This window comes from Mycobacterium sp. (genome assembly GCF_044223235.1).
Taxonomy (GTDB): domain Bacteria; phylum Actinomycetota; class Actinomycetes; order Mycobacteriales; family Mycobacteriaceae; genus Mycobacterium.
In genome coordinates this window covers 1-22,220 of the sequence record NZ_JBGAME010000011.1, presented here as the reverse complement: position 1 = coordinate 22,220, position 22,220 = coordinate 1, and the positions used below count along the sequence as shown (strand labels likewise).

Here is a 22,220-nt window from a genome sequence, read left to right as displayed (position 1 = left end):
ATGAGCGCGCAGGATAAGCCTATCGGTGTGGCGGTATTGGGTCTGGGCAACGTCGGCAGTGAAGTCGTCCGGATCATCGAGGGGAGCGCCGACGACCTGGCGGCTCGCATCGGCGCTCCGCTGCAGCTGCGCGGGGTAGGGGTCCGGCGTGTTACCGCCGACCGTGGTGTTCCGGTCGAATTGCTGACCGACAACGTCGAGGAGTTGGTATCCCGCGACGACGTCGACATCGTCGTGGAGCTGATGGGGCCGGTCGAGCCGGCCCGGAAGGCCATTCTCACCGCCCTGGAACAGGGTAAGTCGGTGGTCACTGCCAACAAGGCGCTGATGGCCCAGTCCACCGGGGAGCTGGCCCAGGCCGCCGAGGCGGCTCACGTGGACCTGTACTTCGAGGCCGCGGTGGCCGGCGCCATTCCGGTGATCCGCCCGCTCACTCAGTCACTGGCCGGCGACACCGTGGTGCGGGTGGCCGGGATCGTCAACGGCACCACCAACTACATCCTCTCGGCGATGGATTCCACCGGTGCCGACTATGCGGACGCGCTCGCCGACGCCAGCGCGCTCGGCTATGCCGAGGCCGATCCCACCGCCGACGTCGAGGGCTATGACGCCGCGGCCAAGGCCGCGATCCTCGCGTCCATCGCTTTTCACACCCGGGTGACCGCCGACGACGTCTACCGCGAGGGCATCACCAAGGTCACCTCCGCGGACTTCGCGTCCGCCCGCGCGCTGGACTGCACCATCAAACTGCTGGCGATCTGCGAACGTCTCACCAACGATGAGGGGCAGCAACGGGTTTCGGCCCGGGTCTATCCGGCCCTTGTGCCGCTGAACCATCCGCTTGCGGCGGTCAGCGGTGCGTTCAACGCGGTCGTGGTCGAGGCCGAGGCGGCGGGCAGGCTGATGTTCTACGGCCAGGGCGCCGGTGGCGCGCCGACCGCATCCGCGGTGATGGGAGATCTGGTGATGGCCGCACGCAACCGGGTCCAGGGGGGTCGTGGCCCGCGTGAATCCAAGTACGCGAAACTCCCAATCTCGCCGATCGGGTTCATCCCGACCCGCTACTACGTCAGCATGAACGTTGCCGATCGCCCCGGCGTACTGGCTTCGGTGGCAGCCGAATTCGGTAAGCGGGAGGTCAGCATCGCCGAAGTGCGGCAGGAGGGCATGGTCGATGAAGACGGGCAGCGTTGCGGCGCCCGCATCGTCGTCGTCACTCACCAGGCAACCGACGCCGCGCTGTCCGAAACCGTCGCCGCGCTCGCCGATCTCGACGTGGTGCAAAGCATCAACAGCGTGCTCCGCATGGAGGGAACAGCCGAATGACCACCACGCACTCCGATAGTTCCGCCCGTCCGGCCGGTGCCGTGCACACCCCGTGGCCCGGCCTGATCGCCGCGTATCGCGATCGCTTGCCGGTCGAGGACGACTGGACACCCATCACCCTGCTCGAAGGCGGCACGCCGCTGATCTACGCCAAGCGACTGTCCGAATTCACCGGCTGCACAGTGCATTTGAAGGTCGAGGGGCTCAACCCCACGGGTTCATTCAAGGACCGCGGCATGACCATGGCGGTGACCGACGCGCTCGCGCGCGGTCAGCAGGCGGTGTTGTGCGCGTCCACGGGTAACACCTCGGCCTCCGCTGCGGCGTACGCGGCCAGGGCGGGTATCACCTGTGCGGTGCTGGTCCCGCAGGGCAAGATCGCGATGGGCAAGCTGGCGCAGGCTGTCATGCACGGCGCCAAGATCATCCAGATCGACGGCAACTTCGACGACTGCCTGGAACTGGCGCGCAAGATGACGGCCGACTTCCCGACGATCGCCCTGGTCAACTCGGTGAACCCGGTACGCATCGAAGGGCAGAAGACCGCGGCGTTCGAGATCGTCGATGCGCTGGGCACTGCGCCCGACGTGCATGCGCTTCCTGTCGGCAACGCGGGCAACATCACCGCGTACTGGAAGGGTTATACCGAGTACCACCGCGACGGACTCTCGGACCGGCTGCCGCGCATGCTGGGCACTCAGGCCGCCGGTGCCGCGCCGCTGGTCCTTGGCGAGCCGGTGACCGAACCGGAGACCATCGCGACCGCGATCCGCATCGGCTCGCCGGCGTCCTGGCACTCGGCGGTGGAGGCCCAGCAGCAGTCCAAGGGACGCTTCCTCGCCGCAACCGACGAGGAGATCCTGGCCGCATACCACCTGGTCGCGCGCACCGAAGGGGTCTTCGTCGAACCGGCATCGGCGGCCAGCATCGCCGGGCTGCTCAAGTCGGTGGAGGACGGCTGGGTGCCCCCCGGTTCGAAGGTCGTCTGCACTGTGACCGGCAACGGCTTGAAGGATCCCGACACCGCGCTCAAGGGGATGCCCGCGGTCACCCCGGTCCCGGTGGATCCGGTCGCGGTCGTCGCCAAGCTCGGGCTCGTCTAGGGCCGGGAGCGGGAGAGACGTTGCGCGCACCTCAGAAGCAGGAGCCCACTCGGTGAGCCAGACCCTTCCGGCTGGCCTGTCTGCCACCGCCGTCGTCGCTGCATCCAGCGCCAATCTGGGCCCGGGGTTCGACAGCCTCGGCGTGGCGCTGAGCCTTTACGACGAGGTCGTCGTGGAGACCGCCGAATCGGGTCTGACGGTCGAAGTCGAGGGTGAGGGCGCCGGTCAGGTCCCGCTGGACAGTTCACATCTCGTGGTGCGCGCGATCGAGGCAGGTCTGCGCGCTGCGGGCCATCGGGCGGCGGGAATGATCGTCCGTTGCCGTAATGACATTCCGCATTCCCGCGGGCTCGGCTCGTCTGCCGCCGCCGTCGTCGGTGGTCTGGCTGCGGTCAATGGCCTTCTCGCACAGGCGGGTTCGACGACGTTGAGCGAATGTGAACTCGTTCAGCTCTCCTCGGAGTTCGAGGGCCATCCGGACAATGCGTCGGCCGCGGTGCTCGGTGGGGCGGTGGTGTCGTGGACCGAATCGGCGGGCACGCGGCATCCGCGGTATGCGGCGGCGACCCTGCGACTACATCCCGACATCCGGCTGTTCGCGGCGATTCCGCAGCAGCGCTCATCCACCGCCGAGACCCGGGTGTTGCTTCCCGAGCAGGTCAGCCACACCGATGCGCGGTTCAACGTGAGCAGGGCCGCATTGCTTGTGGTGGCGCTCACCGACCGGCCGGACCTGCTGCTGGAGGCCACGCAGGACGTCCTGCATCAGCCGCAGCGCGGACCGGCGATGCCGGCATCGGCGGAATACCTTCACCTGCTGCGGCGTTATGGCGTAGCGGCGGTGCTCTCCGGGGCGGGTCCCGCGGTCCTGGCGATGAGTCCGGAATCCGAGCTACCCGCGGAGGCTTTGGAGTTCGGCGCCGCCAACGGGTTCACCATCCTCGAGATGGCGGTTGGCCAGGGCGTTCGATGGACGTCCGGGGTGACCGTCAGGAGCTGACGCGAAGCGCCGATCGAGTGTCACACCGGTCACATGAGAACCATGTGCTTCTTGCTTCCGGCATCGATGCGGGTTATTCTCGCTGTCGTCCAGCAATTGCAGCGTCTCTGCCTGCGCCGACAGTAGGACGACCACTCTTCTTTTACGTGTTCAACTCGGGGATTGACGGTTCGCCGCACGACGGTGAAACCCGGCGACCACCGTTGCAGAGGCGACGGTGCGATTCGCGTATTCAGTGTTCCGGCTGAATGCAACCAAACCCCCGCACACCCAGTCAGCGGGGGACAGAAAGGAAATCCGTGACTGATACGGACCTCTTCACGGCTGAGGGCAACACCGAGAGTGCGGCAGTGCCCGATTCCGTTTCAACAGACATCGCGTCGCCCGCGTCTTCCGACGCGCCGAGCGCCGATGGGTCTTCCGGTGGCCGGACCCCGTCGCTGACGAGTCTGGTGTTGCCTGAGTTGCGCGCGTTGGCCAGGCAGATCGGCGTCGAAGGCGCCTCCGGGATGCGCAAGGGCGAACTGATCGCCGCCATCCGTGAGCGCCGCGGCCAGGCCAACGGGGCCGGGCGCGATGACGCCGCGGCACCGACGAGCGAGGCGAAAGCCGATGCTCCCGCCCAACGGCCGCGTCGCGAACGCCGCACCGCCAGCCGCAACGCGGGAGCCCCCGATGACACGGGCTCGGATAAGGGCTCAAGGGCGATCGACGCGGACGCAACCGACGCCAAACCCGCAACCAACATCGAATCCGGGCCAGACGCCAAGCAGGAGAACGTCTCCGCCGGGACGACGGTCGCAGAACCGGCCAAGGGCGGCTCCACCGGCGAGCAGGAACCCAAATCGGACCGTCGAGCCGGCGGTGACCAGCAGCAGGGTGACCAGCAGTCCCGTGTCGACGACGACGGTGACGGCCGGCAGGGCAGGCGGGGCAGACGGTTCCGCGACCGCAGGCGCCGTGGTGAACGCGGCGGCGAAACGAGCGGCGGTGGCGGTGGCGACACCGAACTGCGCGAGGACGACGTCGTGCAGCCCGTCGCAGGCATCCTCGATGTGCTCGACAACTACGCCTTCGTGCGGACCTCCGGTTATCTGGCCGGCCCCAACGACGTCTACGTGTCGATGAACATGGTGCGCAAGAATGGTTTGCGCCGCGGCGACGCCATCACCGGCGCCGTCCGCGTGCCCCGGGAAGGGGAGTCCGGCGGCCAGAATCCCCGGCAGAAGTTCAATCCGCTGGTGCGGCTCGACAGCGTGAACGGCGGACCCGTCGAGGACGCCAGGAAACGCCCTGAGTTCGGCAAGCTCACCCCGCTTTACCCGAACCAGCGGCTGCGGTTGGAGACCAGCACCGAAAAGCTGACCACCCGCGTGATCGACCTGATCATGCCGATCGGCAAGGGCCAGCGCGCGCTGATCGTGTCGCCGCCCAAGGCGGGTAAGACCACCATCCTTCAGGACATCGCCAACGCGATCACCCGCAACAATCCGGAATGCCACCTGATGGTGGTGCTCGTCGACGAGCGACCGGAAGAGGTGACCGATATGCAACGCTCGGTCAAGGGTGAGGTCATCGCCTCGACCTTCGACCGGCCGCCGTCAGACCACACCCAGGCCGCCGAGCTGGCGATCGAGCGCGCCAAGCGCCTGGTCGAACAGGGCAAGGACGTCGTGGTGCTGCTGGACTCGATCACCCGGCTCGGCCGCGCGTACAACAACGCGTCGCCGGCATCGGGCCGCATCCTGTCCGGCGGTGTGGACTCCACCGCGCTGTACCCGCCGAAGCGATTCCTTGGCGCTGCGCGCAACATCGAGGATGGCGGCTCGCTGACCATCATCGCGACCGCCATGGTCGAGACCGGGTCGACCGGCGACACGGTCATCTTCGAGGAGTTCAAGGGCACCGGCAACGCCGAGCTCAAACTCGACCGCAAGATCTCCGAGCGCCGCGTGTTCCCGGCAGTCGACGTCAACCCGTCCGGCACCCGCAAGGACGAGTTGCTCCTCTCGCCGGATGAGTTCGCCATCGTGCACAAGCTGCGCCGGGTGCTGTCCGGCCTGGACCCGCATCAGGCTATCGACCTGCTGATGAGCCAGTTGCGCAAGACCAAGAACAACTACGAGTTCCTGGTGCAGGTCTCCAAGACCGCACCGGGCGCACCGGATAACGACTGACCGGCATCCGACCCGACGGCCCCCGCACGCCCCGCGCGTTCGGGGGCCGCTTGCTGCGGCGTCCCGGTGGGCTCGTCGCGCGCTCAGCGGAACGGATCGGTGACTTCGCGCAGCGACACCAGCGCGGCGACCAGACCCGCGTATGTCTCGGTCCCCAGATGTGCGCGCCACTCCGCCTCGACCGCGGCCACTTCGGCCGCCGCTGCGGCGCACAGCCGTCGGCCCTTGGCGGTCAACACCACCAACCGGGCCCTCGCGTCACGGGGATCGGGCGTACGGGAGACGTAGCCGTTCTGCTCGAGCTCGTCGATCAGCGCGCCTGCGGTCTGCTTGGTCACGCGCGCCTGCTGGGCGAGGTCGGTGACGCGAATTCCGTTGTGGCTCAACCGCTGACTGATACGAACCTGGGCCAGCGTCAGATCGCCGAATCCGGTGGCGCGCAACGCCTCGTACACCCGTGTCTCGGCCGCCCGATGGGCGATGAACATCAGCGTCGCGGCGTGGGGCGTGTCCGTCACCCCGTTGACCTTAGTATGGATTCCTGTCTATATTAGTCAGGAAATCTGACTAAAGGCGGGGATGTGGCATCTGGACAGATCGACCGACTGATCGACGAACAGCGCGAGGATCTCGCCGGCATGCTCGCGACCCTGACGCCCGAGCAATGGCAGACCCAGTCGCTCTGCGACGAGTGGACGGTGCGCGACGTCGCGGTGCACCTCGTGCAGTGCACGGAGAGCTGGGCGCGGTTCGGCGTCGAGGCGCTGCGCTCCGGCCTGCGGTTCGACGCCATGATGTCGCGGATGGCCAGATCCGATCGCCGAACGTCCGAGGATGTGGTCGCGGCGTTGCGGGCCACGGTAGGCGTACGGCGCAGACCCCCGGGCACGGTGGCCGCCGATCCGCTGATGGACATCCTTGTCCACGGTCAGGACATTGCGGTGCCGCTCGGTATCACGCGCACGATGCCCATCCCCGCTGCCGTGATCGCCGCCGAACGGCTGTGGGGCATGACATTTCCCCTCAATCCGCGGCGGAAGTTCGCCGGCATCGAGTTCACGGCGACCGATGCGGAGTTCAGTGCAGGGCGGGGCGAACCGGTTCGCAAGCCCATCCAGGACATCGTGCTGGTGCTGGCGGGCCGGCCGGTCTCGCCGAGATCTGCGTACGGGCAGTGATCACGCCGGGTTCACGACCCGGGCGCAGACCTCGGCACGCGAACGGGAGGAACACGCGAACGGGAGGACAACCAGGAATAGCCGCCGCTGCCCTGGCGTTTAGGCTGCTGGCGGTTGACCTGGCATAATGGACCGTCGACCCTCGGTTCCGGTTCACGTCCATCACTTCCCTCCAGGTCAGGTGTGGGCGACCCGGCGGCCAACGACTACAGAGGACAAGCAATGAGGACGGGTATTCATCCCGATTACGTCGAGACCACAGTGCACTGCGGCTGCGGCAACACCTTCACCACCCGCAGCACCAAGAAGAGCGGCCAGATCGTCGTCGAGGTCTGCTCCCAGTGCCATCCGTTCTATACGGGTAAGCAGAAGATCCTGGACAGCGGCGGCCGCGTCGCGCGCTTCGAGAAGCGCTACGGCAAGCGCGGTGCCAGCCAGGCGAAGGCCGGCGAGAAGACCGCTGCCGACAAGTAACCGTTCGATCGGCGCCCGATCTGTCGCATTCGTGTCAGACCGGGCGCCGCTTCGTGTCTGGCGCACGCCGGCTTTCCGGCAGTGCCCAGTGGCAAGCCAGGTGGGAAGGAGGCGACCATGACGCAGAGCGCACCGGCGATAGAAGCACTGCTCGCCGAACATGGCGACCTCGAACGCCAACTGGCCGATCCGCAGCTGCACTCCGACGCCGCCAGGGCCAGGAAGGTCGGGCGGCGGTTCGCCCAGCTGGCACCGATCGTCGCCACCTACCGCAAGCTCGAATCCACCCGCGGTGATCTGGAGGCGGCCAGGGAACTCGCCGCCGACGACGAATCCTTCGCCTCCGAGGTCGACGAACTCGCCGCCAAGGCCGACGAACTCGACACCCAGCTGACCGACCTGCTCGCGCCGCGCGACCCCCACGACGCCGACGACATCCTGCTCGAGGTGAAGTCCGGTGAAGGCGGTGAGGAGTCGGCACTTTTCGCCGCCGACCTGGCCCGCATGTACATCCGCTACGCGGAGCGCCATGGCTGGAGCGTGACGGTGCTCGACGAGACCACCTCCGACCTGGGCGGCTACAAGGACGCCACGTTGGCCATCGCGAGCAAGGGAGATTCGGTCGACGGCGTCTGGTCGCGGCTGAAGTTCGAAGGCGGTGTACACCGGGTGCAGCGCGTGCCGGTGACCGAATCGCAGGGCCGCGTGCACACCTCCGCGGCCGGCGTTCTCGTCTACCCCGAGCCCGAGGAAGTCGAGGAAGTGCAGATCGACGAATCTGATCTCCGTATCGACGTGTACCGGTCCTCGGGCAAGGGCGGCCAGGGCGTCAACACCACCGACTCGGCGGTCCGGATCACCCACCTGCCCACCGGCATCGTCGTCACCTGTCAGAACGAACGTTCCCAGCTGCAGAACAAGGCCCGTGCACTGCAGGTGCTGGCGGCCCGGCTGCAGGCGCTGGCGGAGGAACAGGCCCAGGCCGACGCGTCGGCCGACCGTGCCAGCCAGATTCGCACGGTCGACCGCAGTGAACGCATCCGCACCTACAACTTCCCGGAGAACCGCATCACCGACCACCGGATCGGCTTCAAAGCCCACAACCTCGACCAGGTGCTCGACGGCGATCTCGATTCGCTGCTCGGCGCGCTCGCCGCCGCAGACAAACAGTCGCGGCTGCAGAACATATGAGCCCGCTCGGCGGGACGCCGACCGTACCCCGGCTACGCAAGGTTATCGACGCGGCGACCTCGACCCTGGATGAGGCGGGTGTCAACTCTCCGCGCGTCGACGCAATGGAATTGGCCGCGCACGCCGCGGGCGCCGAGCGCGGACGCCTCTCGGTGTTCGACGAACCCGACGACGACTTCTTCGATCGCTTCGACGACCTGATTGCCGCCCGCGCACGTCGGGTCCCGCTGCAGCACCTGACCGGCACCGCGGCCTTCGGCCCGGTGACCGTTCGGGTCGGCCCCGGTGTCTTCGTCCCGCGCCCGGAGACCGAGGCGATGTTCGAATGGGCCGCCGCGCAGCCGTTGCCGAACGGGCCGGTCATCGTTGATCTCTGCACGGGGTCCGGCGCGCTGGCGCTCGCCCTCGCGTCTGTCAGGCACGACGCCCGGGTGATCGCCGTCGACGATTCCGACACCGCCCTGAGTTATGCGCGGCGCAACGTCGGCGATGCCGTCGAGGTCGTTCGTGCTGATGTCACCGTGCCCGGGCTGCGTCCCGACCTCGACGGCGGCGTCGACCTCGTCGTCGCCAATCCGCCCTACATCCCCGATGGTGCCGTCCTGGAACCCGAGGTGGCCGAGCACGATCCGCCGCACGCCCTGTTCGGAGGTCCGGACGGGATGACCGTCATCGAAGCGATCGTCGACCTTGCCGCGCGCTGGCTACGTCCGGGTGGGCACTTCGCGGTCGAGCACGACGACACCACCGCCGGGCCGACGGTCGAGGCGCTGGCCCGCACGGGGTGCTTCGGCGACGTGACGGCCAGGCGGGATCTGGCCGGCCGGCCCCGCTTCGTCACCGCGACGCGACGTGGGTGATGCTGGCGTCATGACGGTGTTCGACTGCGCCGACCCCGACCAGCGCGCCACCGGCATCGCGTCGGCGGTCACCGCCCTCAAAGACGGCCAGCTCGTGGTGCTGCCCACCGACACGGTGTACGGCATCGGCGCCGACGCGTTCGACAACGCCGCCGTCGCCGCCCTGCTGGCGGCGAAGGGCCGAGGCCGTGACATGCCAGTCCCCGTGCTGGTGGGCTCCTGGCACACCATCGAGGGCTTGGTCTACTCGGTTCCCAACGCCGCCCGTGAACTCATCCGGGCGTTCTGGCCCGGCGCGCTGAGCTTGGTGGTGCGTCAGGCTCCGTCGCTGCAATGGGATCTCGGCGACGCGCAGGGCACGGTGATGCTGCGGATGCCATTGCAGCCCGTGGCCATCGAGCTGTTACGCGCGATCGGGCCGATGGCGGTGTCCAGTGCCAATATCTCGGGCAATCCCGCGGCAGTCACCGCCGGCGAGGCCCATGCTCAGCTCGGCGAACGCGTCTCGGTATATCTCGACGCCGGACCCTCGGCCAAGCAGGCGGCATCGACCATCGTCGACCTCACCGGCGCGCATCCGCGGATCCTGCGGGTCGGCCCGGTGGGCGCAGGTGCGGTCGCCGAGGTCCTCGGGGTCGAACCGGCTGCGCTCACGGACTGAGCACAGCCTGGTGCAGTACGGTTCACCGGTAATGACGGCTGTCATGACGTCCTCGTCCGTCGGCGAGACCCGGGTGCTCCTGGCCGACTCGATCCTCGCGCTGGACCGCGGTGCCGGGGTGCCGCTGCGAGAACTCGCGCTGGTCGGTTTGACCGCGGCCATCATCACCTACTTCGCCACCGGCTGGGTGCGGGTGTTGGCCACCCGCCTCGGTGCGGTCGCCTACCCGCGCGAACGGGATGTGCACGTCCAGCCCACCCCTCGGATGGGCGGGCTGGCCATGTACACCGGTGTGGTCGCCGCCGTGCTGCTCGCCTCGCAGCTGCCCGCGCTCACGCGCGGCTTCGTGTACTCCAACGGGTTGCCCGCCGTCGTCGTCGCGGGCGGCCTGATCATGGTGATCGGCCTCATCGACGACCGCTGGGGACTGGACGCACTGACGAAGTTCGCGGGCCAGATCACCGCCGCCAGCGTTCTGGTCACGATGGGTGTGGCGTGGAGCGTGCTGTACATCCCGTTCGGCGGCGTCGGAACCATCGTGCTCGACCAGGTGTCGTCGATCCTGCTGACGCTCGCCTTGACGGTGTCCATCGTCAACGCGATGAACTTCGTCGACGGGCTCGACGGTCTCGCCGCGGGGCTGGGCCTGATCACCGCCTTGGCGATCTGTGTGTTCTCGATGGGGCTGCTGCGCGACCACGGCGGCGACGTGCTGTTCTATCCGCCGGCGGTGATCTCGGTTGTTCTCGCCGGCGCGTGTCTGGGCTTCCTGCCGCACAATTTCCATCGCGCCAAGATCTTCATGGGCGACTCCGGTTCGATGCTGATCGGGCTGATGCTGGCGGCGGCGTCCACGACCGCTGCTGGTCCGATCTCACAGAGCGCCTACGGCGCCCGCGACGTCTTCGCGCTGATGTCACCCTTCCTGCTTGTCGTGGCAGTGCTGTTCGTGCCCGCGCTGGACATGCTGCTGGCGATCGTGCGGCGTACCCGTGCCGGACGCAGTCCGTTCAGCCCGGACAAGATGCATCTGCATCACCGTCTGCTGCAGATCGGCCATTCGCATCGCAGGGTGGTGCTGCTCATCTATCTGTGGGTGGGGATCGTTGCGCTGGGAGCGGCAAGCACGATTTTCTTCGATCCCCGATACACCGGGGCCGTGATGCTCGCCGCGATTCTCGTCGCCGTTGTGGTCACTCTGATCCCGCTTCTGAGGCGGGACGATGTGGGGTACGACACCTTGTACGACGAAAAGTAGTAGGGCCCCTGTCAGGCCTTTCTCTGTGTGGTACGGTTCTGCGCAGAACCCGAAAGAAACCTCGCGGGTTGCCGGCCACCGGCCATCGGTTGAACCCGATCAGAGCCGATTTAGACCGACAAAGGGAGCCTCCCCTTGGGTGATTCCAGCGAGCACGTCGCCGTCCGATACGCTCGGCACGCTACGCGCAGAATCATTTCCAGCCGAGGGAAGCTCTTGGGTGCGGGGAGTGGGGTGAGTCAGTGACGACGCCAGCGCAGGACGCGCCTCTGGTGTTCCCGTCTGTCGCATTCAGGCCAGTGCGCCTGCTGGTCGTCTGTGTTGCCCTCACCGCCGTCGCCCTGTTGGCGTCCGGTTTCACCGGCAACATCCTGTTCGGCGTCTTCTTCGGGGCCGGCCTCGGACTCGGCCTGATCAACGCGCTGCTGGTCCGTCGCGCGGTCGAAAGCATCACCGCCGAGGATCACCCGCTGAAGAAGAAGATGGCGGTCAACTCGGCGACTCGCTTGCTCGTCATCACCGCCATCGCGCTGACCACCGCGTTCGTCTTCCGGACGAACGGTGGCATCGCCGTACTCTTCGGCCTCGCGATCTTCCAGGCACTGCTGGTGATGAGCACCAGCATCCCGGTGCTCAGGAAGATCCGCGGCGAAGGCCTCCATGTGGTCGACACGGAATCGAAGGATTGAGCAGACCCCGATGAATGAGACTGTCCTCGCCGCTGAGGAAGGTGGAGCCGCCATCCACGTCGGGCACCACACGATGGTGTTCGAGCTGTTCGGTATGACGTTCAACGGGGACACGATCCTCGCCACCGCGATCACCGCGGTGATAGTCATCGGCCTCGCGTTCTATCTGAAGTCCAAGGTCACCTCGACGGGCGTGCCGGGCGGCGTGCAGCTGTTCTGGGAGGCCCTGACGATCCAGATGCGCCAGCAGATCGAGGGCGCGATCGGCATGAAGGTCGCGCCGTTCGTGCTGCCGCTGGCCATTACGATCTTCGTCTTCATTCTGATCTCGAACTGGCTGGCCGTCCTGCCGCTGCAGTACGGCGGGGCCGACGGCGCCGCGGCTGAGCTGTACAAGCCGCCCGCTTCCGACATCAACTTCGTGCTGGCGCTCGCGCTGTTCGTGTTCGTCTGCTATCACGCCGCAGGCGTGTGGCGCCGCGGCCCCATCGGCCACCCGATCAAGGTGGTGAAGGGTCACGTCGCGTTCCTCGCGCCGATCAACATCGTTGAGGAGCTCGCGAAGCCGATCTCGCTGGCACTCCGACTTTTCGGCAACATCTTCGCCGGCGGGATCCTGGTCGCCCTCATCGCAATGTTCCCGTGGTACATCCAGTGGTTGCCGAACGCGATCTGGAAGACCTTCGACCTGTTCGTGGGCCTGATCCAAGCATTCATCTTCTCGCTCCTGACGATCCTGTACTTCAGCCAGTCGATGGAGTTGGACCACGAGGAGCACTAAGTCCACTGCGGAATTCTCTGCAGCGAACGACCGTCACATCCCTACCAGCAACAGCACGACCTCTGGCGGCATGGCCGCCAGTTATCAAGGAGGATAAGGAATGGAAATCGACCCCAACGCCATTATCACGGCCGGTGCGCTGATCGGCGGCGGCCTGATCATGGGCGGCGGTGCGATCGGTGCCGGTATCGGCGACGGTATCGCCGGTAACGCTCTGATCTCCGGCATCGCCCGGCAGCCCGAGGCTCAGGGCCGGCTTTTCACCCCGTTCTTCATCACGGTTGGTCTGGTCGAGGCGGCCTACTTCATCAACCTGGCCTTCATGGCGCTGTTCGTCTTCGCCACGCCGGGCCTGCAGTAGTCCATCGGCATGCGTGAATTGACCGCATCGATACTGGCCGCCGAGGAGGGCGGAGGTACCAGTAACTTCCTGGTCCCCAACGGCACCTTCTTCGCGATCCTGCTCATCTTCCTGATCGTGCTCGGTGTGATCTCGAAGTGGGTCGTGCCGCCGATCAGCAAGGTGCTCGCCGAGCGTGAGGCGATGCTGGCCAAGACCTCAGCGGACAACCGCAAGGCGGCCGAGCAGGTCGCAGCCGCCAGGGCCGACTACGACGACGCGATGGCGGGTGCGCGCGGTGAAGCATCCGCTCTCCGCGACGATGCCCGCACCGAGGGCCGCAAGGTGGTCGACGCATCACGGGCCGAGGCGTCCGGTGAGGTGGCGGCGAAGGTGAACAGCGCAAGCGACGAGCTCGCACAGAACGCGCAATCCGCCACCACCCAACTGCAGTCCTCGGTGGACGGGCTGTCGGCCACCCTGGCCAGTCGGATTCTGGGCGTTGATGTTTCAGGAGCGGGCACCGCGAGCGGGAGTCGTTGATGTCGACATTCATTGGACAGTTGATCGGCTTCGTCGTCATCGTGTGGCTGCTGGGCAAGTTTGTAGTGCCACCGGTGCGGCAGCTCATGAGAAGGCAGCAGGAAGCGGTCCGCTTTGCGCTCGAGGAGAGCGCGACGGCAGCCCAGAAGCTCGCGAGTGCCGACGTGATGCACGCCAAGGCGCTCGAAGAGGCGAAGGTCGAGGCGGCCAAGGTCACCGAAGAGGCCCGCACCGACTCCGTGCGGATCTCCGACCAGCTGCGCGAACAAGCCGCCGCCGAAGCCGAGCGGATCAAGGCGCAGGGCGACCAACAGGTGCACATGCTGCGCCAGCAGACGATCCGCGAACTGCGCCAGGGGCTGGGTAGCGACGCGCTGCAGGGTGCGGAGCAGTTGGTGCGACAGTACGTCGCCGATCCGGCCGCTCAGGCATCAACGGTCGACCGATTCCTCGACGACCTCGAGGCCATGTCCCCGTCGCCGGCAGTTTTCGAGGCGGGTGCCCCTCTGAACCTTCGAGCAGCCAGCCGGGATGCGTTGGCCGAGATCGTCTCGACGTTCGATCGGGTCGCCGGCGGTCTGGACAGCGATGGGCTGACCAGCCTGGCCGATGAGCTGACGGCCGTCGCCACATTGCTGCTGCGCGAACCCACGCTGGCCAGGCACCTCGCGGAGCCCACCGATGACACGGCGTCGAAAGACCGGCTGGTGCAGCGTCTGTTCGGCGGCAAGGTCGGTGATCCGACCCTCGAGGTGCTGTCCAAGGCCGCCGCGTTGCGGTGGTCCGAACAATCGAATCTCGTCGACGTAATCGAACACATCGCCCGGCTCGCGCTGCTTGTTCGCGCCGATCGGAACGGGGAGGCCGAGGAGGTCGAGGAACAGCTGTTCCGGTTCGGCCGCGTCCTGGACGCCGAGCCGAGACTGACCGCGCTGCTCAGCGATCACACCGCCCCAGCGGGCGGCCGGGTCGCTCTGGTACGCACCGTCCTCGACAGCGGCGGGACGGCCAACAAGACCGCTGAGGCACTGCTGGCGCAGACGGTCGCGCTGATCCGAGGCGAGCGCGCCGACGAGGCCGTCGTCGATCTGGCCGAGCTCGCCGTCGCACGGGGAGGTGAAGTGGTCGCGCACGTCAGCGCCGCCGCGGAGCTCACCGCGCAACAGCGCGAACGCCTGGCCGCGGTCCTCACCCGTATCTACGGCACCCCGGTGTCGGTTCAGCTCAACGTTGACCCGGCGCTCCTGGGCGGGCTGTTGATCACCGTCGGCGACGAAGTCATCGACGGGTCCATCTCGTCCCGGTTGGCCGCGGCCCGCACGGGGCTCCCGGACTGACCCAAGTACTCAGAAACACGAAGGCAGGAAGACGAAAAGCCATGACAGAGTTGACAATCTCGGCTTCTGATATCGAAGGAGCGATCGAGGACTACGTATCCTCCTTCAGCGCCGCCTCGGACCGCGAGGAGATCGGTACCGTCATCGACGCGGGCGACGGTATCGCCCACGTCGAGGGCCTGCCCTCGGTCATGACCCAGGAGCTCCTGGAATTCGAGGGTGGCGTGCTCGGCGTCGCGCTCAACCTCGACGAGCACAGCGTCGGTGCCGTTATCCTCGGCAACTTCGAGAACATCGAAGAGGGCCAGCAGGTCAAGCGCACCGGCGAGGTGTTGTCGGTCCCGGTGGGTGACGGCTTCCTCGGCCGCGTCGTCAACCCGCTGGGTCAGCCGATCGACGCGCAGGGCGACATCACGACCGAAGCCCGACGGGCCCTGGAACTGCAGGCCCCGTCGGTGGTGCAGCGCCAGAGCGTCAGTGAGCCGTTGCAGACCGGCATCAAGGCGATCGACGCCATGACCCCGATCGGTCGCGGCCAGCGCCAGCTGATCATCGGCGACCGCAAGACCGGCAAGACCGCCGTCTGCGTCGACACCATCCTCAACCAGCGTGAGGCCTGGGCGACGGGCGATCCCAAGCAGCAGGTGCGCTGCGTGTATGTCGCGATCGGCCAGAAGGGCACCACCATCGCGTCGGTCAAGCGGGCTCTCGAAGAGGGCGGCGCGATGGAATACACCACCATCGTCGCGGCCCCGGCCTCCGACGCCGCCGGCTTCAAATGGCTTGCGCCGTATACCGGTTCGGCCATCGCCCAGCACTGGATGTATGACGGCAAGCACGTCCTGATCGTGTTCGACGATCTGTCCAAGCAGGCCGACGCCTACCGGGCGATCTCGCTGCTGCTGCGCCGCCCGCCCGGTCGCGAGGCGTTCCCCGGCGACGTCTTCTACCTGCACTCTCGCCTGCTGGAGCGCTGCGCGAAGCTGTCCGACGAACTGGGCGGTGGCTCGCTGACGGGTCTGCCGATCATCGAGACCAAGGCCAACGACATCTCGGCGTTCATCCCCACCAACGTCATCTCGATCACCGACGGCCAGTGCTTCCTGGAGTCCGACCTGTTCAACCAGGGCGTGCGGCCGGCCATCAACGTCGGTGTGTCGGTGTCCCGCGTCGGTGGCGCCGCGCAGATCAAGGCCATGAAAGAGGTGGCCGGCTCACTGCGTCTGGAGCTCTCGCAGTTCCGCGAGCTGGAGGCCTTCGCCGCCTTCGCCTCCGACCTGGACGCGGCGTCCAAGGCCCAGCTGGACCGCGGTGCCCGCCTCGTCGAACTGCTCAAGCAGCCCCAGTACACGCCATACCCGGTCGAGGACCAGGTGGTCTCGATCTACCTGGGCACCGGTGGTCACCTGGACTCCGTTCCTGTGGAGGATGTTGCGCGCTTCGAGCGGGAACTGCTCGAGCACGTGAAGGCCTCGCACGCCGGCCTTCTCAGCGACATCCGGGATACCAAGAAGCTCTCCGAGGAGACCGCCGACAAACTCGCGGCGGTGATCAACGACTTCAAGAAGGGCTTCGCGACGACTGACGGCAGCTCGGTCATCCCCGACGAGCATGTCGACGCGATGTCCGAAGGCGACGTCGAGAAGGAGTCGGTCAAGGTCCGCAAGCCCGCTCCGCCGAAGAAGAAGTAGGTAGCAGACACCGATGGCAGCCACACTGCGCGAACTACGCGGGCGTATCCGTTCCGCCGGGTCGATCAAGAAGATCACCAAGGCCCAGGAGCTCATCGCCACGTCGCGGATCGCGAAGGCGCAGGCCCGGGTCGAAGCGGCCCGGCCCTACGCCACCGAGATCACGCACATGCTGACCAACCTGGCGAGTGCCAGTGCGCTGGATCATCCACTGCTCGTGGAGCGGGAGAACCCCAAACGGGCCGGCGTCTTGGTGGTGTCCTCCGACCGCGGTCTGTGTGGCGGCTACAACGCCAACGTGCTCCGGCGCGCCGAGGAGCTGTTCTCACTGTTGCGCGAAGAGGGCAAGACCCCCGTGGTCTACGCCGTTGGCCGAAAGGCGTTGGGCTACTACAGCTTCCGTCACCGCCCGGTGGTCGAGTCATGGACCGGGTTTTCCGAGCGGCCCACCTATGACAACGCCAAGGAGATCGCCGACGTGCTGGTGACGGCGTTCCTGTCGGGCGCCGATGACGACGGTGACAATCCGGGAGATGACGGCATCCTCGGTGTGGACGAGCTGCATATCGTGTTCACCGAGTTCCGGTCGATGCTGTCCCAGACCGCTGAGGCCCGCCGCATCGCGCCGATGGTGGTCGAGTACGTCGGCGAGGAGGATACGGGCCCGCACACCCTGTTCTCCTTCGAGCCCGACCCCGAGACGCTGTTCGGGGCTCTGCTGCCGCGCTATGTCGCCACCCGCGTCTACGCGGCGCTGCTGGAAGCCGCGGCATCGGAGTCGGCGTCGCGGCGCCGCGCCATGAAGTCGGCGACCGACAACGCCGACGACTTGATCAAGGCCCTGACCCTGGCCGCCAACCGGGAGCGCCAGGCGCAGATCACCCAGGAAATCAGCGAGATCGTCGGTGGCGCCAACGCGCTGGCCGACGCGCGCTAGCCACTCAACCCCTAGAGCCCCGTCAGGAAGCAGAGAAGAAGATGACTGCCACCGCTGAAGATACAAAGAAAGACACGACCGGGCGCGTGGTGCGCATCACCGGACCCGTCGTCGATGTCGAGTTCCCGCGCGGAGCCGTGCCCGAGTTGTTCAACGCGCTGCACGCCGACATCACCTACGGCGAGCTGTCCAAGACGCTGACGCTCGAGGTGGCCCAGCACCTGGGCGACAGCCTGGTGCGCTGTATTTCCATGCAGCCCACCGACGGCCTGGTTCGTGGCGTCGACGTCACCGACACCGGAGCATCGATCTCGGTGCCCGTCGGCGACGGCGTGAAGGGCCATGTCTTCAATGCTCTGGGCAACTGCCTCGACGAGCCTGGCTACGGCAAGGACTTCGAGCACTGGTCGATCCACCGCAAGCCGCCGGCCTTCGCCGACCTCGAGCCCCGCACCGAGATGTTGGAGACCGGCCTCAAGGTGGTCGACCTCCTCACTCCCTACGTGCGCGGCGGCAAGATTGCCCTGTTCGGTGGCGCCGGCGTGGGCAAGACGGTGCTCATCCAGGAGATGATCAACCGTATCGCCCGCAACTTCGGTGGCACCTCGGTGTTCGCCGGCGTGGGGGAGCGCACCCGTGAGGGAAACGACCTGTGGGTCGAGCTCGCCGACGCCAACGTGCTCAAGGACACCGCGCTGGTGTTCGGTCAGATGGACGAGCCGCCGGGCACCCGTATGCGCGTCGCCCTGTCGGCACTGACCATGGCGGAGTACTTCCGCGACGAGCAGGGCCAGGACGTGCTGCTGTTCATCGACAACATCTTCCGGTTCACACAGGCGGGTTCGGAGGTGTCGACCCTGCTCGGTCGTATGCCTTCGGCCGTGGGTTACCAGCCGACGCTGGCCGACGAGATGGGTGAGCTGCAGGAGCGCATCACCTCGACACGCGGCCGATCCATCACTTCGATGCAGGCCGTATACGTGCCCGCCGACGACTACACCGACCCGGCACCGGCGACGACGTTCGCGCACCTGGACGCCACCACCGAGCTTTCGCGCGCGGTGTTCTCCAAGGGCATCTTCCCGGCGGTGGACCCGCTGGCGTCCAGCTCCACGATTCTCGACCCGGCCGTGGTCGGCGACGAGCACTACCGCGTCGCCCAGGAAGTCATCCGGATCCTGCAGCGCTACAAGGACCTTCAGGACATCATCGCCATCCTCGGTATCGATGAGCTCTCCGAGGAGGACAAGCAGCTGGTCAACCGGGCCCGCCGCATCGAGCGTTTCCTGAGCCAGAACATGATGGCCGCCGAGCAGTTCACCGGCCAGCCCGGTTCGACGGTGCCGCTGAAGGAGACCGTCGAGGCCTTCGACAAGCTGGCCAAGGGCGACTTCGACCACATTCCAGAGCAGGCGTTCTTCCTGATCGGTGGATTGGACGATCTGGCGAAGAAGGCCGAGAGCCTCGGCGCCAAGCTGTGATGAGCGCTTGCGCGAAGAACCGACAAGCCGTGATGAGCGCTTGCGCGAAGAACCGACAAGCCGTGATGAGCGGATCCAGCCGGAAGGTGGTGTGTGGTGGCTGAACTGGACGTCGACATCGTCGCCGTCGAGCGCAAGATCTGGTCGGGAAAGGCCACATTCGTCTTCACCCGCACCACTTCGGGCGAGATCGGCATCCTGCCGCGGCATATCCCGCTCGTGGCACAGCTCGTCGACGACGCCATGGTGCGGGTCGAGCGTGAGGGCGAGGACGATCTGCGCATCGCGGTCGACGGCGGCTTCATGTCGGTGACCGAGGAGGGTGTGATCATCCTCGCGGAGTCGGCCGAGTTCGATTCCGAGATCGACGCCGACTCGGCGCGAACCGATGCGGGGTCGGACGATGAGGCGACGGCGGCCAGAGGTCGGGCGCGCTTGCGCGCCCTGGGGCAACTCGACTAGGGCGGCGTGGCCGTGAGCGCGTCCATGATCGTTATGGTCGCGCTGATCGGCGTGCTCGTGCTGTTCGTAGCGGCATTGAGCTACCGGCTGTGGAAGCTGCGACAGGTGGGCGGCACCGCCGCGATCCTGCGCGACGTGCCCGCGGTCGGTGGCCACGGATGGCGCCACGGTGTCATGCGCTACCGCGGTGGCGAGGCGGGCTTCTACCGGTTGTCGAGCCTGCGCTGGTGGCCGGATCGCAGACTGAGTCGCAGGGGGCTGGAGATCGTTTCCCGGCGCGGTCCGCGGGGCGACGAGTACGACATCATGACCGACGAGATCGTCGTGCTCGAACTTCGCGACAGCCGTCCCGAACGCCCCGCGGACACGAGGAGCAAGAGCATCCGGCGCGGCTACGAGGTGGCCCTCGACCGCGGCGCGCTCACCGCATTCACGTCCTGGCTCGAATCGCGTCCGTCGCCACGTGCGCGGCGGCGTAGCTACTGACGCTGCCTATTTGGCGGCTCCGCCACGCGGCCTATTTGGCGGCTCCGCCACCGCCGGGCTGCCAGAGGACGTCCCCATCGGGGTTCGCCGCCCGCGACAGGATGAACAGCAGATCCGACAGCCGATTGAGGTACTTGGCGGGCAGCACGCTGACCGTCTCGGGATGGGCGTCGACCGCCACCCAGGCCGACCGCTCGGCGCGGCGCGAGACCGTCCTGGCGACGTGGAGCAGTGCAGACAGCGGCGTGCCGCCGGGCAGGATGAACGAGTTCAGCGCCTGTAGGGGCTCGTTGAACTCATCGCACCACGTCTCCAGCCGGTCGATGTAGGCCTGGGTGATCCGCAGCGGCGGATACTCGGGGTTCTCGACGACGGGGGTGGATAGATCCGCGCCGGCGTCGAACAGGTCATTCTGAATCTGTCGCAACACCGGGAGCATTTGCTCGCCTGGATTGCCCAGGGCGACTGCGACCCCGATCGCGGCGTTGGCTTCATCACAGTCGGCGTATGCCGCCAGACGCACGTCGTTCTTGGAAACGCGGCTGAAGTCGCTCAACCCGGTCGTTCCGTCGTCGCCGGTGCGCGTATAGATACGGGTGAGATGGACTGCCATGGTGAAACGGTACCTGGCTAACTGACACTGGCTCAGGACGCTGCTTACACTAGCCCGCGTGAGCGAGCGATTCGTGGTGACCGGTGGCAACCGGTTATCTGGCGAAGTTGCCGTCGGGGGGGCCAAGAACAGCGTCCTGAAGCTGATGGCTGCGGCTCTCCTCGCCGAGGGCACCAGCACGATCCTGAACTGTCCCGACATCCTCGACGTTCCGTTGATGGCCGAGGTCCTGCGAGGGCTGGGTGCGACGGTCGAACTCAACGGGGGCACGGTGCGCGTCACCTCGCCGGACGAGCTGAAGTACGACGCCGACTTCGCTGCGGTTCGGCAGTTCCGTGCTTCGGTGTGTGTGCTCGGACCGCTTGTCGGCCGATGCAAAAGAGCCAAGGTCGCCCTGCCCGGTGGCGATGCCATTGGATCGCGACCATTGGACATGCATCAGGCAGGACTACGGCAGCTTGGCGCCATCTGCAACATCGAACACGGATGCGTCGTCGCCGAGGCCGATCACCTGCACGGCGCGGAGATCGTGCTCGAGTTCCCGTCGGTGGGGGCCACGGAGAACATCCTGATGGCGGCCGTGCTGGCGAACGGGGTGACGACGATCCACAACGCGGCACGCGAGCCCGACGTGGTCGATCTCTGCACGATGCTGAATCAGATGGGCGCCCAGATCTCCGGTGCCGGTTCATCCACGCTGACCATCACCGGGGTTGATCGGCTGTATCCGACCGAACACCGGGTGATCGGCGACCGCATCGTGGCGGCCACCTGGGGGATAGCGGCGGTGATGACGCGCGGCGACATCTCCGTGACGGGTGTGGACCCGCAGCATCTTCAGCTGGTCCTGCACAAGCTGCATGACGCGGGCGCCACGGTCACTCAGAATGACAACGGCTTCCGCATCGTCCAATACGAGCGGCCAAAGGCCGTCAACGTCGCGACCCTGCCATTCCCCGGGTTCCCGACCGATCTGCAGCCGATGGCCATTGGATTGGCCGCGGTAGCGGACGGCACCTCGATGATTACCGAGAACGTATTCGAGGCGCGGTTCCGGTTCGTCGAAGAGATGATCCGTCTCGGCGCCGATGCGCGCACCGATGGGCACCACGCAGTGGTGCGGGGTATACCGCAGCTGTCGAGCGCCCCGGTGTGGTCGTCGGACATTCGGGCCGGCGCGGGTTTGGTCCTGGCAGGCCTCGTCGCCGACGGCGACACAGAGGTGCACGACGTCTTCCACATCGATCGTGGCTATCCGTTGTTCGTCGAGAACCTTGTCAGTCTGGGTGCGGAGATCGAGCGCGTCGTCTGATCCCGGAGGTGTCCGGAGACCGTCCGGCTGACCAGAAACCGTGGCAGCGCAGGCGTTTTGGGATTTTCCGGAGGTTCGGAGTAAGGTATTCGAAGAAGCCCAGCGGCCCCGATCTTCGGACCGGCGGACGGGGCTTGACCTCTCTGCTCAGATCAAGTAGGCTGGCAGGGTTGCCTGTTTAACGGGTGTGTTGTTTGAGAACTCAATAGTGTGTTTGGTGGTTTTTGTTTGTTGTTTTTGGCCATGCCTCTTTTCCCGTTTGGGGTGTGGTTGTTTTTTGATGCCAGTTTTTGGTGTCTTGTTTTGTGATCGGATTTTTC

At 66.6% G+C, this 22,220-nt stretch carries 23 protein-coding genes; 21 read left to right on the top strand and 2 right to left on the bottom strand.

The window, feature by feature from the left end:
* From ADBZ6K_RS15145 to rho, 4 genes are all read left to right on the top strand, one after another.
* The gene (locus ADBZ6K_RS15145) at positions 1–1,326 is read left to right on the top strand and encodes a homoserine dehydrogenase (protein WP_526348049.1); all 1,326 of its coding nucleotides are present in this window, start codon (positions 1–3) and stop codon (positions 1,324–1,326) included.
* Positions 1,323–2,429 (top strand): threonine synthase, encoded by a 1,107-nt coding sequence (thrC, locus tag ADBZ6K_RS15140; RefSeq protein ID WP_526348047.1) that lies wholly within the window; start codon positions 1,323–1,325, stop codon positions 2,427–2,429. Before ADBZ6K_RS15145 ends, thrC begins: the two co-directional genes overlap by 4 nt.
* Before the next feature lie 52 nt (positions 2,430–2,481).
* Entirely contained in the window at positions 2,482–3,429 is a 948-nt protein-coding gene (gene thrB, locus ADBZ6K_RS15135) for a homoserine kinase (RefSeq protein WP_526348045.1), read from the top strand.
* 374 nt (positions 3,430–3,803) lie between these two features.
* A complete protein-coding gene (rho, locus tag ADBZ6K_RS15130; RefSeq protein ID WP_526348240.1) occupies positions 3,804–5,606 on the top strand; it encodes a transcription termination factor Rho in 1,803 nt (600 codons plus the stop codon).
* An 83-nt stretch (positions 5,607–5,689) separates the two neighbouring features.
* On the opposite strand, the gene ADBZ6K_RS15125 is transcribed toward rho, so the two are convergent.
* Positions 5,690–6,124 (bottom strand): MarR family winged helix-turn-helix transcriptional regulator, encoded by a 435-nt coding sequence (locus ADBZ6K_RS15125; RefSeq protein ID WP_526348043.1) that lies wholly within the window; start codon positions 6,122–6,124, stop codon positions 5,690–5,692.
* 63 nt (positions 6,125–6,187) lie between these two features.
* Between ADBZ6K_RS15125 and ADBZ6K_RS15120 the strand changes: the two genes are divergently transcribed.
* From ADBZ6K_RS15120 to ADBZ6K_RS15045, 16 genes are all read left to right on the top strand, one after another.
* Positions 6,188–6,784, top strand: coding sequence for a maleylpyruvate isomerase family mycothiol-dependent enzyme (locus ADBZ6K_RS15120; RefSeq protein WP_526348041.1), 597 nt, complete (start codon positions 6,188–6,190; stop codon positions 6,782–6,784).
* Positions 6,785–7,006: 222 nt separating this feature from the next.
* Entirely contained in the window at positions 7,007–7,258 is a 252-nt protein-coding gene (rpmE, locus tag ADBZ6K_RS15115) for a 50S ribosomal protein L31 (RefSeq protein WP_526348039.1), read from the top strand.
* Between the two features lie 117 nt (positions 7,259–7,375).
* Positions 7,376–8,449: a peptide chain release factor 1 gene (gene prfA, locus ADBZ6K_RS15110; RefSeq protein ID WP_526348037.1), complete on the top strand. Its 1,074-nt coding sequence runs from the start codon at positions 7,376–7,378 to the stop codon at positions 8,447–8,449.
* Entirely contained in the window at positions 8,446–9,309 is an 864-nt protein-coding gene (prmC, locus tag ADBZ6K_RS15105) for a peptide chain release factor N(5)-glutamine methyltransferase (RefSeq protein WP_526348035.1), read from the top strand. Before prfA ends, prmC begins: the two co-directional genes overlap by 4 nt.
* A gap of 10 nt (positions 9,310–9,319) precedes the next feature.
* Positions 9,320–9,970 (top strand): L-threonylcarbamoyladenylate synthase, encoded by a 651-nt coding sequence (locus ADBZ6K_RS15100; protein ID WP_526348033.1) that lies wholly within the window; start codon positions 9,320–9,322, stop codon positions 9,968–9,970.
* 10 nt (positions 9,971–9,980) lie between these two features.
* Positions 9,981–11,228 carry a glycosyltransferase family 4 protein gene (locus ADBZ6K_RS15095; protein ID WP_526348031.1) on the top strand — a complete coding sequence of 416 codons (1,248 nt, stop codon included), beginning with the start codon at positions 9,981–9,983 and terminating at the stop codon, positions 11,226–11,228.
* A gap of 242 nt (positions 11,229–11,470) precedes the next feature.
* A complete protein-coding gene (locus tag ADBZ6K_RS15090; RefSeq protein WP_526348029.1) occupies positions 11,471–11,917 on the top strand; it encodes an ATP synthase subunit I in 447 nt (148 codons plus the stop codon).
* Between the two features lie 10 nt (positions 11,918–11,927).
* A complete protein-coding gene (gene atpB, locus ADBZ6K_RS15085) occupies positions 11,928–12,698 on the top strand; it encodes a F0F1 ATP synthase subunit A (protein WP_526348027.1) in 771 nt (256 codons plus the stop codon).
* A gap of 106 nt (positions 12,699–12,804) precedes the next feature.
* On the top strand, positions 12,805–13,059 hold the full coding sequence (locus ADBZ6K_RS15080; protein WP_163924093.1) for a F0F1 ATP synthase subunit C: 255 nt from the start codon (positions 12,805–12,807) through the stop codon (positions 13,057–13,059).
* Between the two features lie 9 nt (positions 13,060–13,068).
* On the top strand, positions 13,069–13,581 hold the full coding sequence (locus tag ADBZ6K_RS15075; protein ID WP_526348025.1) for a F0F1 ATP synthase subunit B: 513 nt from the start codon (positions 13,069–13,071) through the stop codon (positions 13,579–13,581).
* Positions 13,581–14,918, top strand: a complete 1,338-nt coding sequence (locus ADBZ6K_RS15070; protein ID WP_526348023.1) for a F0F1 ATP synthase subunit B/delta — start codon at positions 13,581–13,583, stop codon at positions 14,916–14,918. Before ADBZ6K_RS15075 ends, ADBZ6K_RS15070 begins: the two co-directional genes overlap by 1 nt.
* Before the next feature lie 41 nt (positions 14,919–14,959).
* On the top strand, positions 14,960–16,609 hold the full coding sequence (gene atpA / locus ADBZ6K_RS15065) for a F0F1 ATP synthase subunit alpha (RefSeq protein ID WP_526348021.1): 1,650 nt from the start codon (positions 14,960–14,962) through the stop codon (positions 16,607–16,609).
* A 13-nt stretch (positions 16,610–16,622) separates the two neighbouring features.
* Positions 16,623–17,546 (top strand): F0F1 ATP synthase subunit gamma, encoded by a 924-nt coding sequence (locus ADBZ6K_RS15060; protein WP_526348019.1) that lies wholly within the window; start codon positions 16,623–16,625, stop codon positions 17,544–17,546.
* A 41-nt stretch (positions 17,547–17,587) separates the two neighbouring features.
* Positions 17,588–19,027 (top strand): F0F1 ATP synthase subunit beta, encoded by a 1,440-nt coding sequence (gene atpD, locus ADBZ6K_RS15055; protein ID WP_526348017.1) that lies wholly within the window; start codon positions 17,588–17,590, stop codon positions 19,025–19,027.
* Positions 19,028–19,123: 96 nt separating this feature from the next.
* Positions 19,124–19,489, top strand: a complete 366-nt coding sequence (locus tag ADBZ6K_RS15050) for a F0F1 ATP synthase subunit epsilon (protein ID WP_526348015.1) — start codon at positions 19,124–19,126, stop codon at positions 19,487–19,489.
* A 12-nt stretch (positions 19,490–19,501) separates the two neighbouring features.
* Positions 19,502–19,975 carry a DUF2550 family protein gene (locus ADBZ6K_RS15045; RefSeq protein WP_526348013.1) on the top strand — a complete coding sequence of 158 codons (474 nt, stop codon included), beginning with the start codon at positions 19,502–19,504 and terminating at the stop codon, positions 19,973–19,975.
* A gap of 31 nt (positions 19,976–20,006) precedes the next feature.
* Here the strand turns inward: ADBZ6K_RS15045 and ADBZ6K_RS15040 are convergent, their stop codons facing one another.
* Positions 20,007–20,588, bottom strand: a complete 582-nt coding sequence (locus ADBZ6K_RS15040) for a cob(I)yrinic acid a,c-diamide adenosyltransferase (RefSeq protein ID WP_526348011.1) — start codon at positions 20,586–20,588, stop codon at positions 20,007–20,009.
* Between the two features lie 58 nt (positions 20,589–20,646).
* Here ADBZ6K_RS15040 and murA point away from each other — a divergent pair, with 58 nt between their 5' ends.
* On the top strand, positions 20,647–21,900 hold the full coding sequence (gene murA, locus ADBZ6K_RS15035; RefSeq protein WP_526348009.1) for a UDP-N-acetylglucosamine 1-carboxyvinyltransferase: 1,254 nt from the start codon (positions 20,647–20,649) through the stop codon (positions 21,898–21,900).
* The last annotated feature ends 320 nt before the right edge of the window (positions 21,901–22,220 follow it).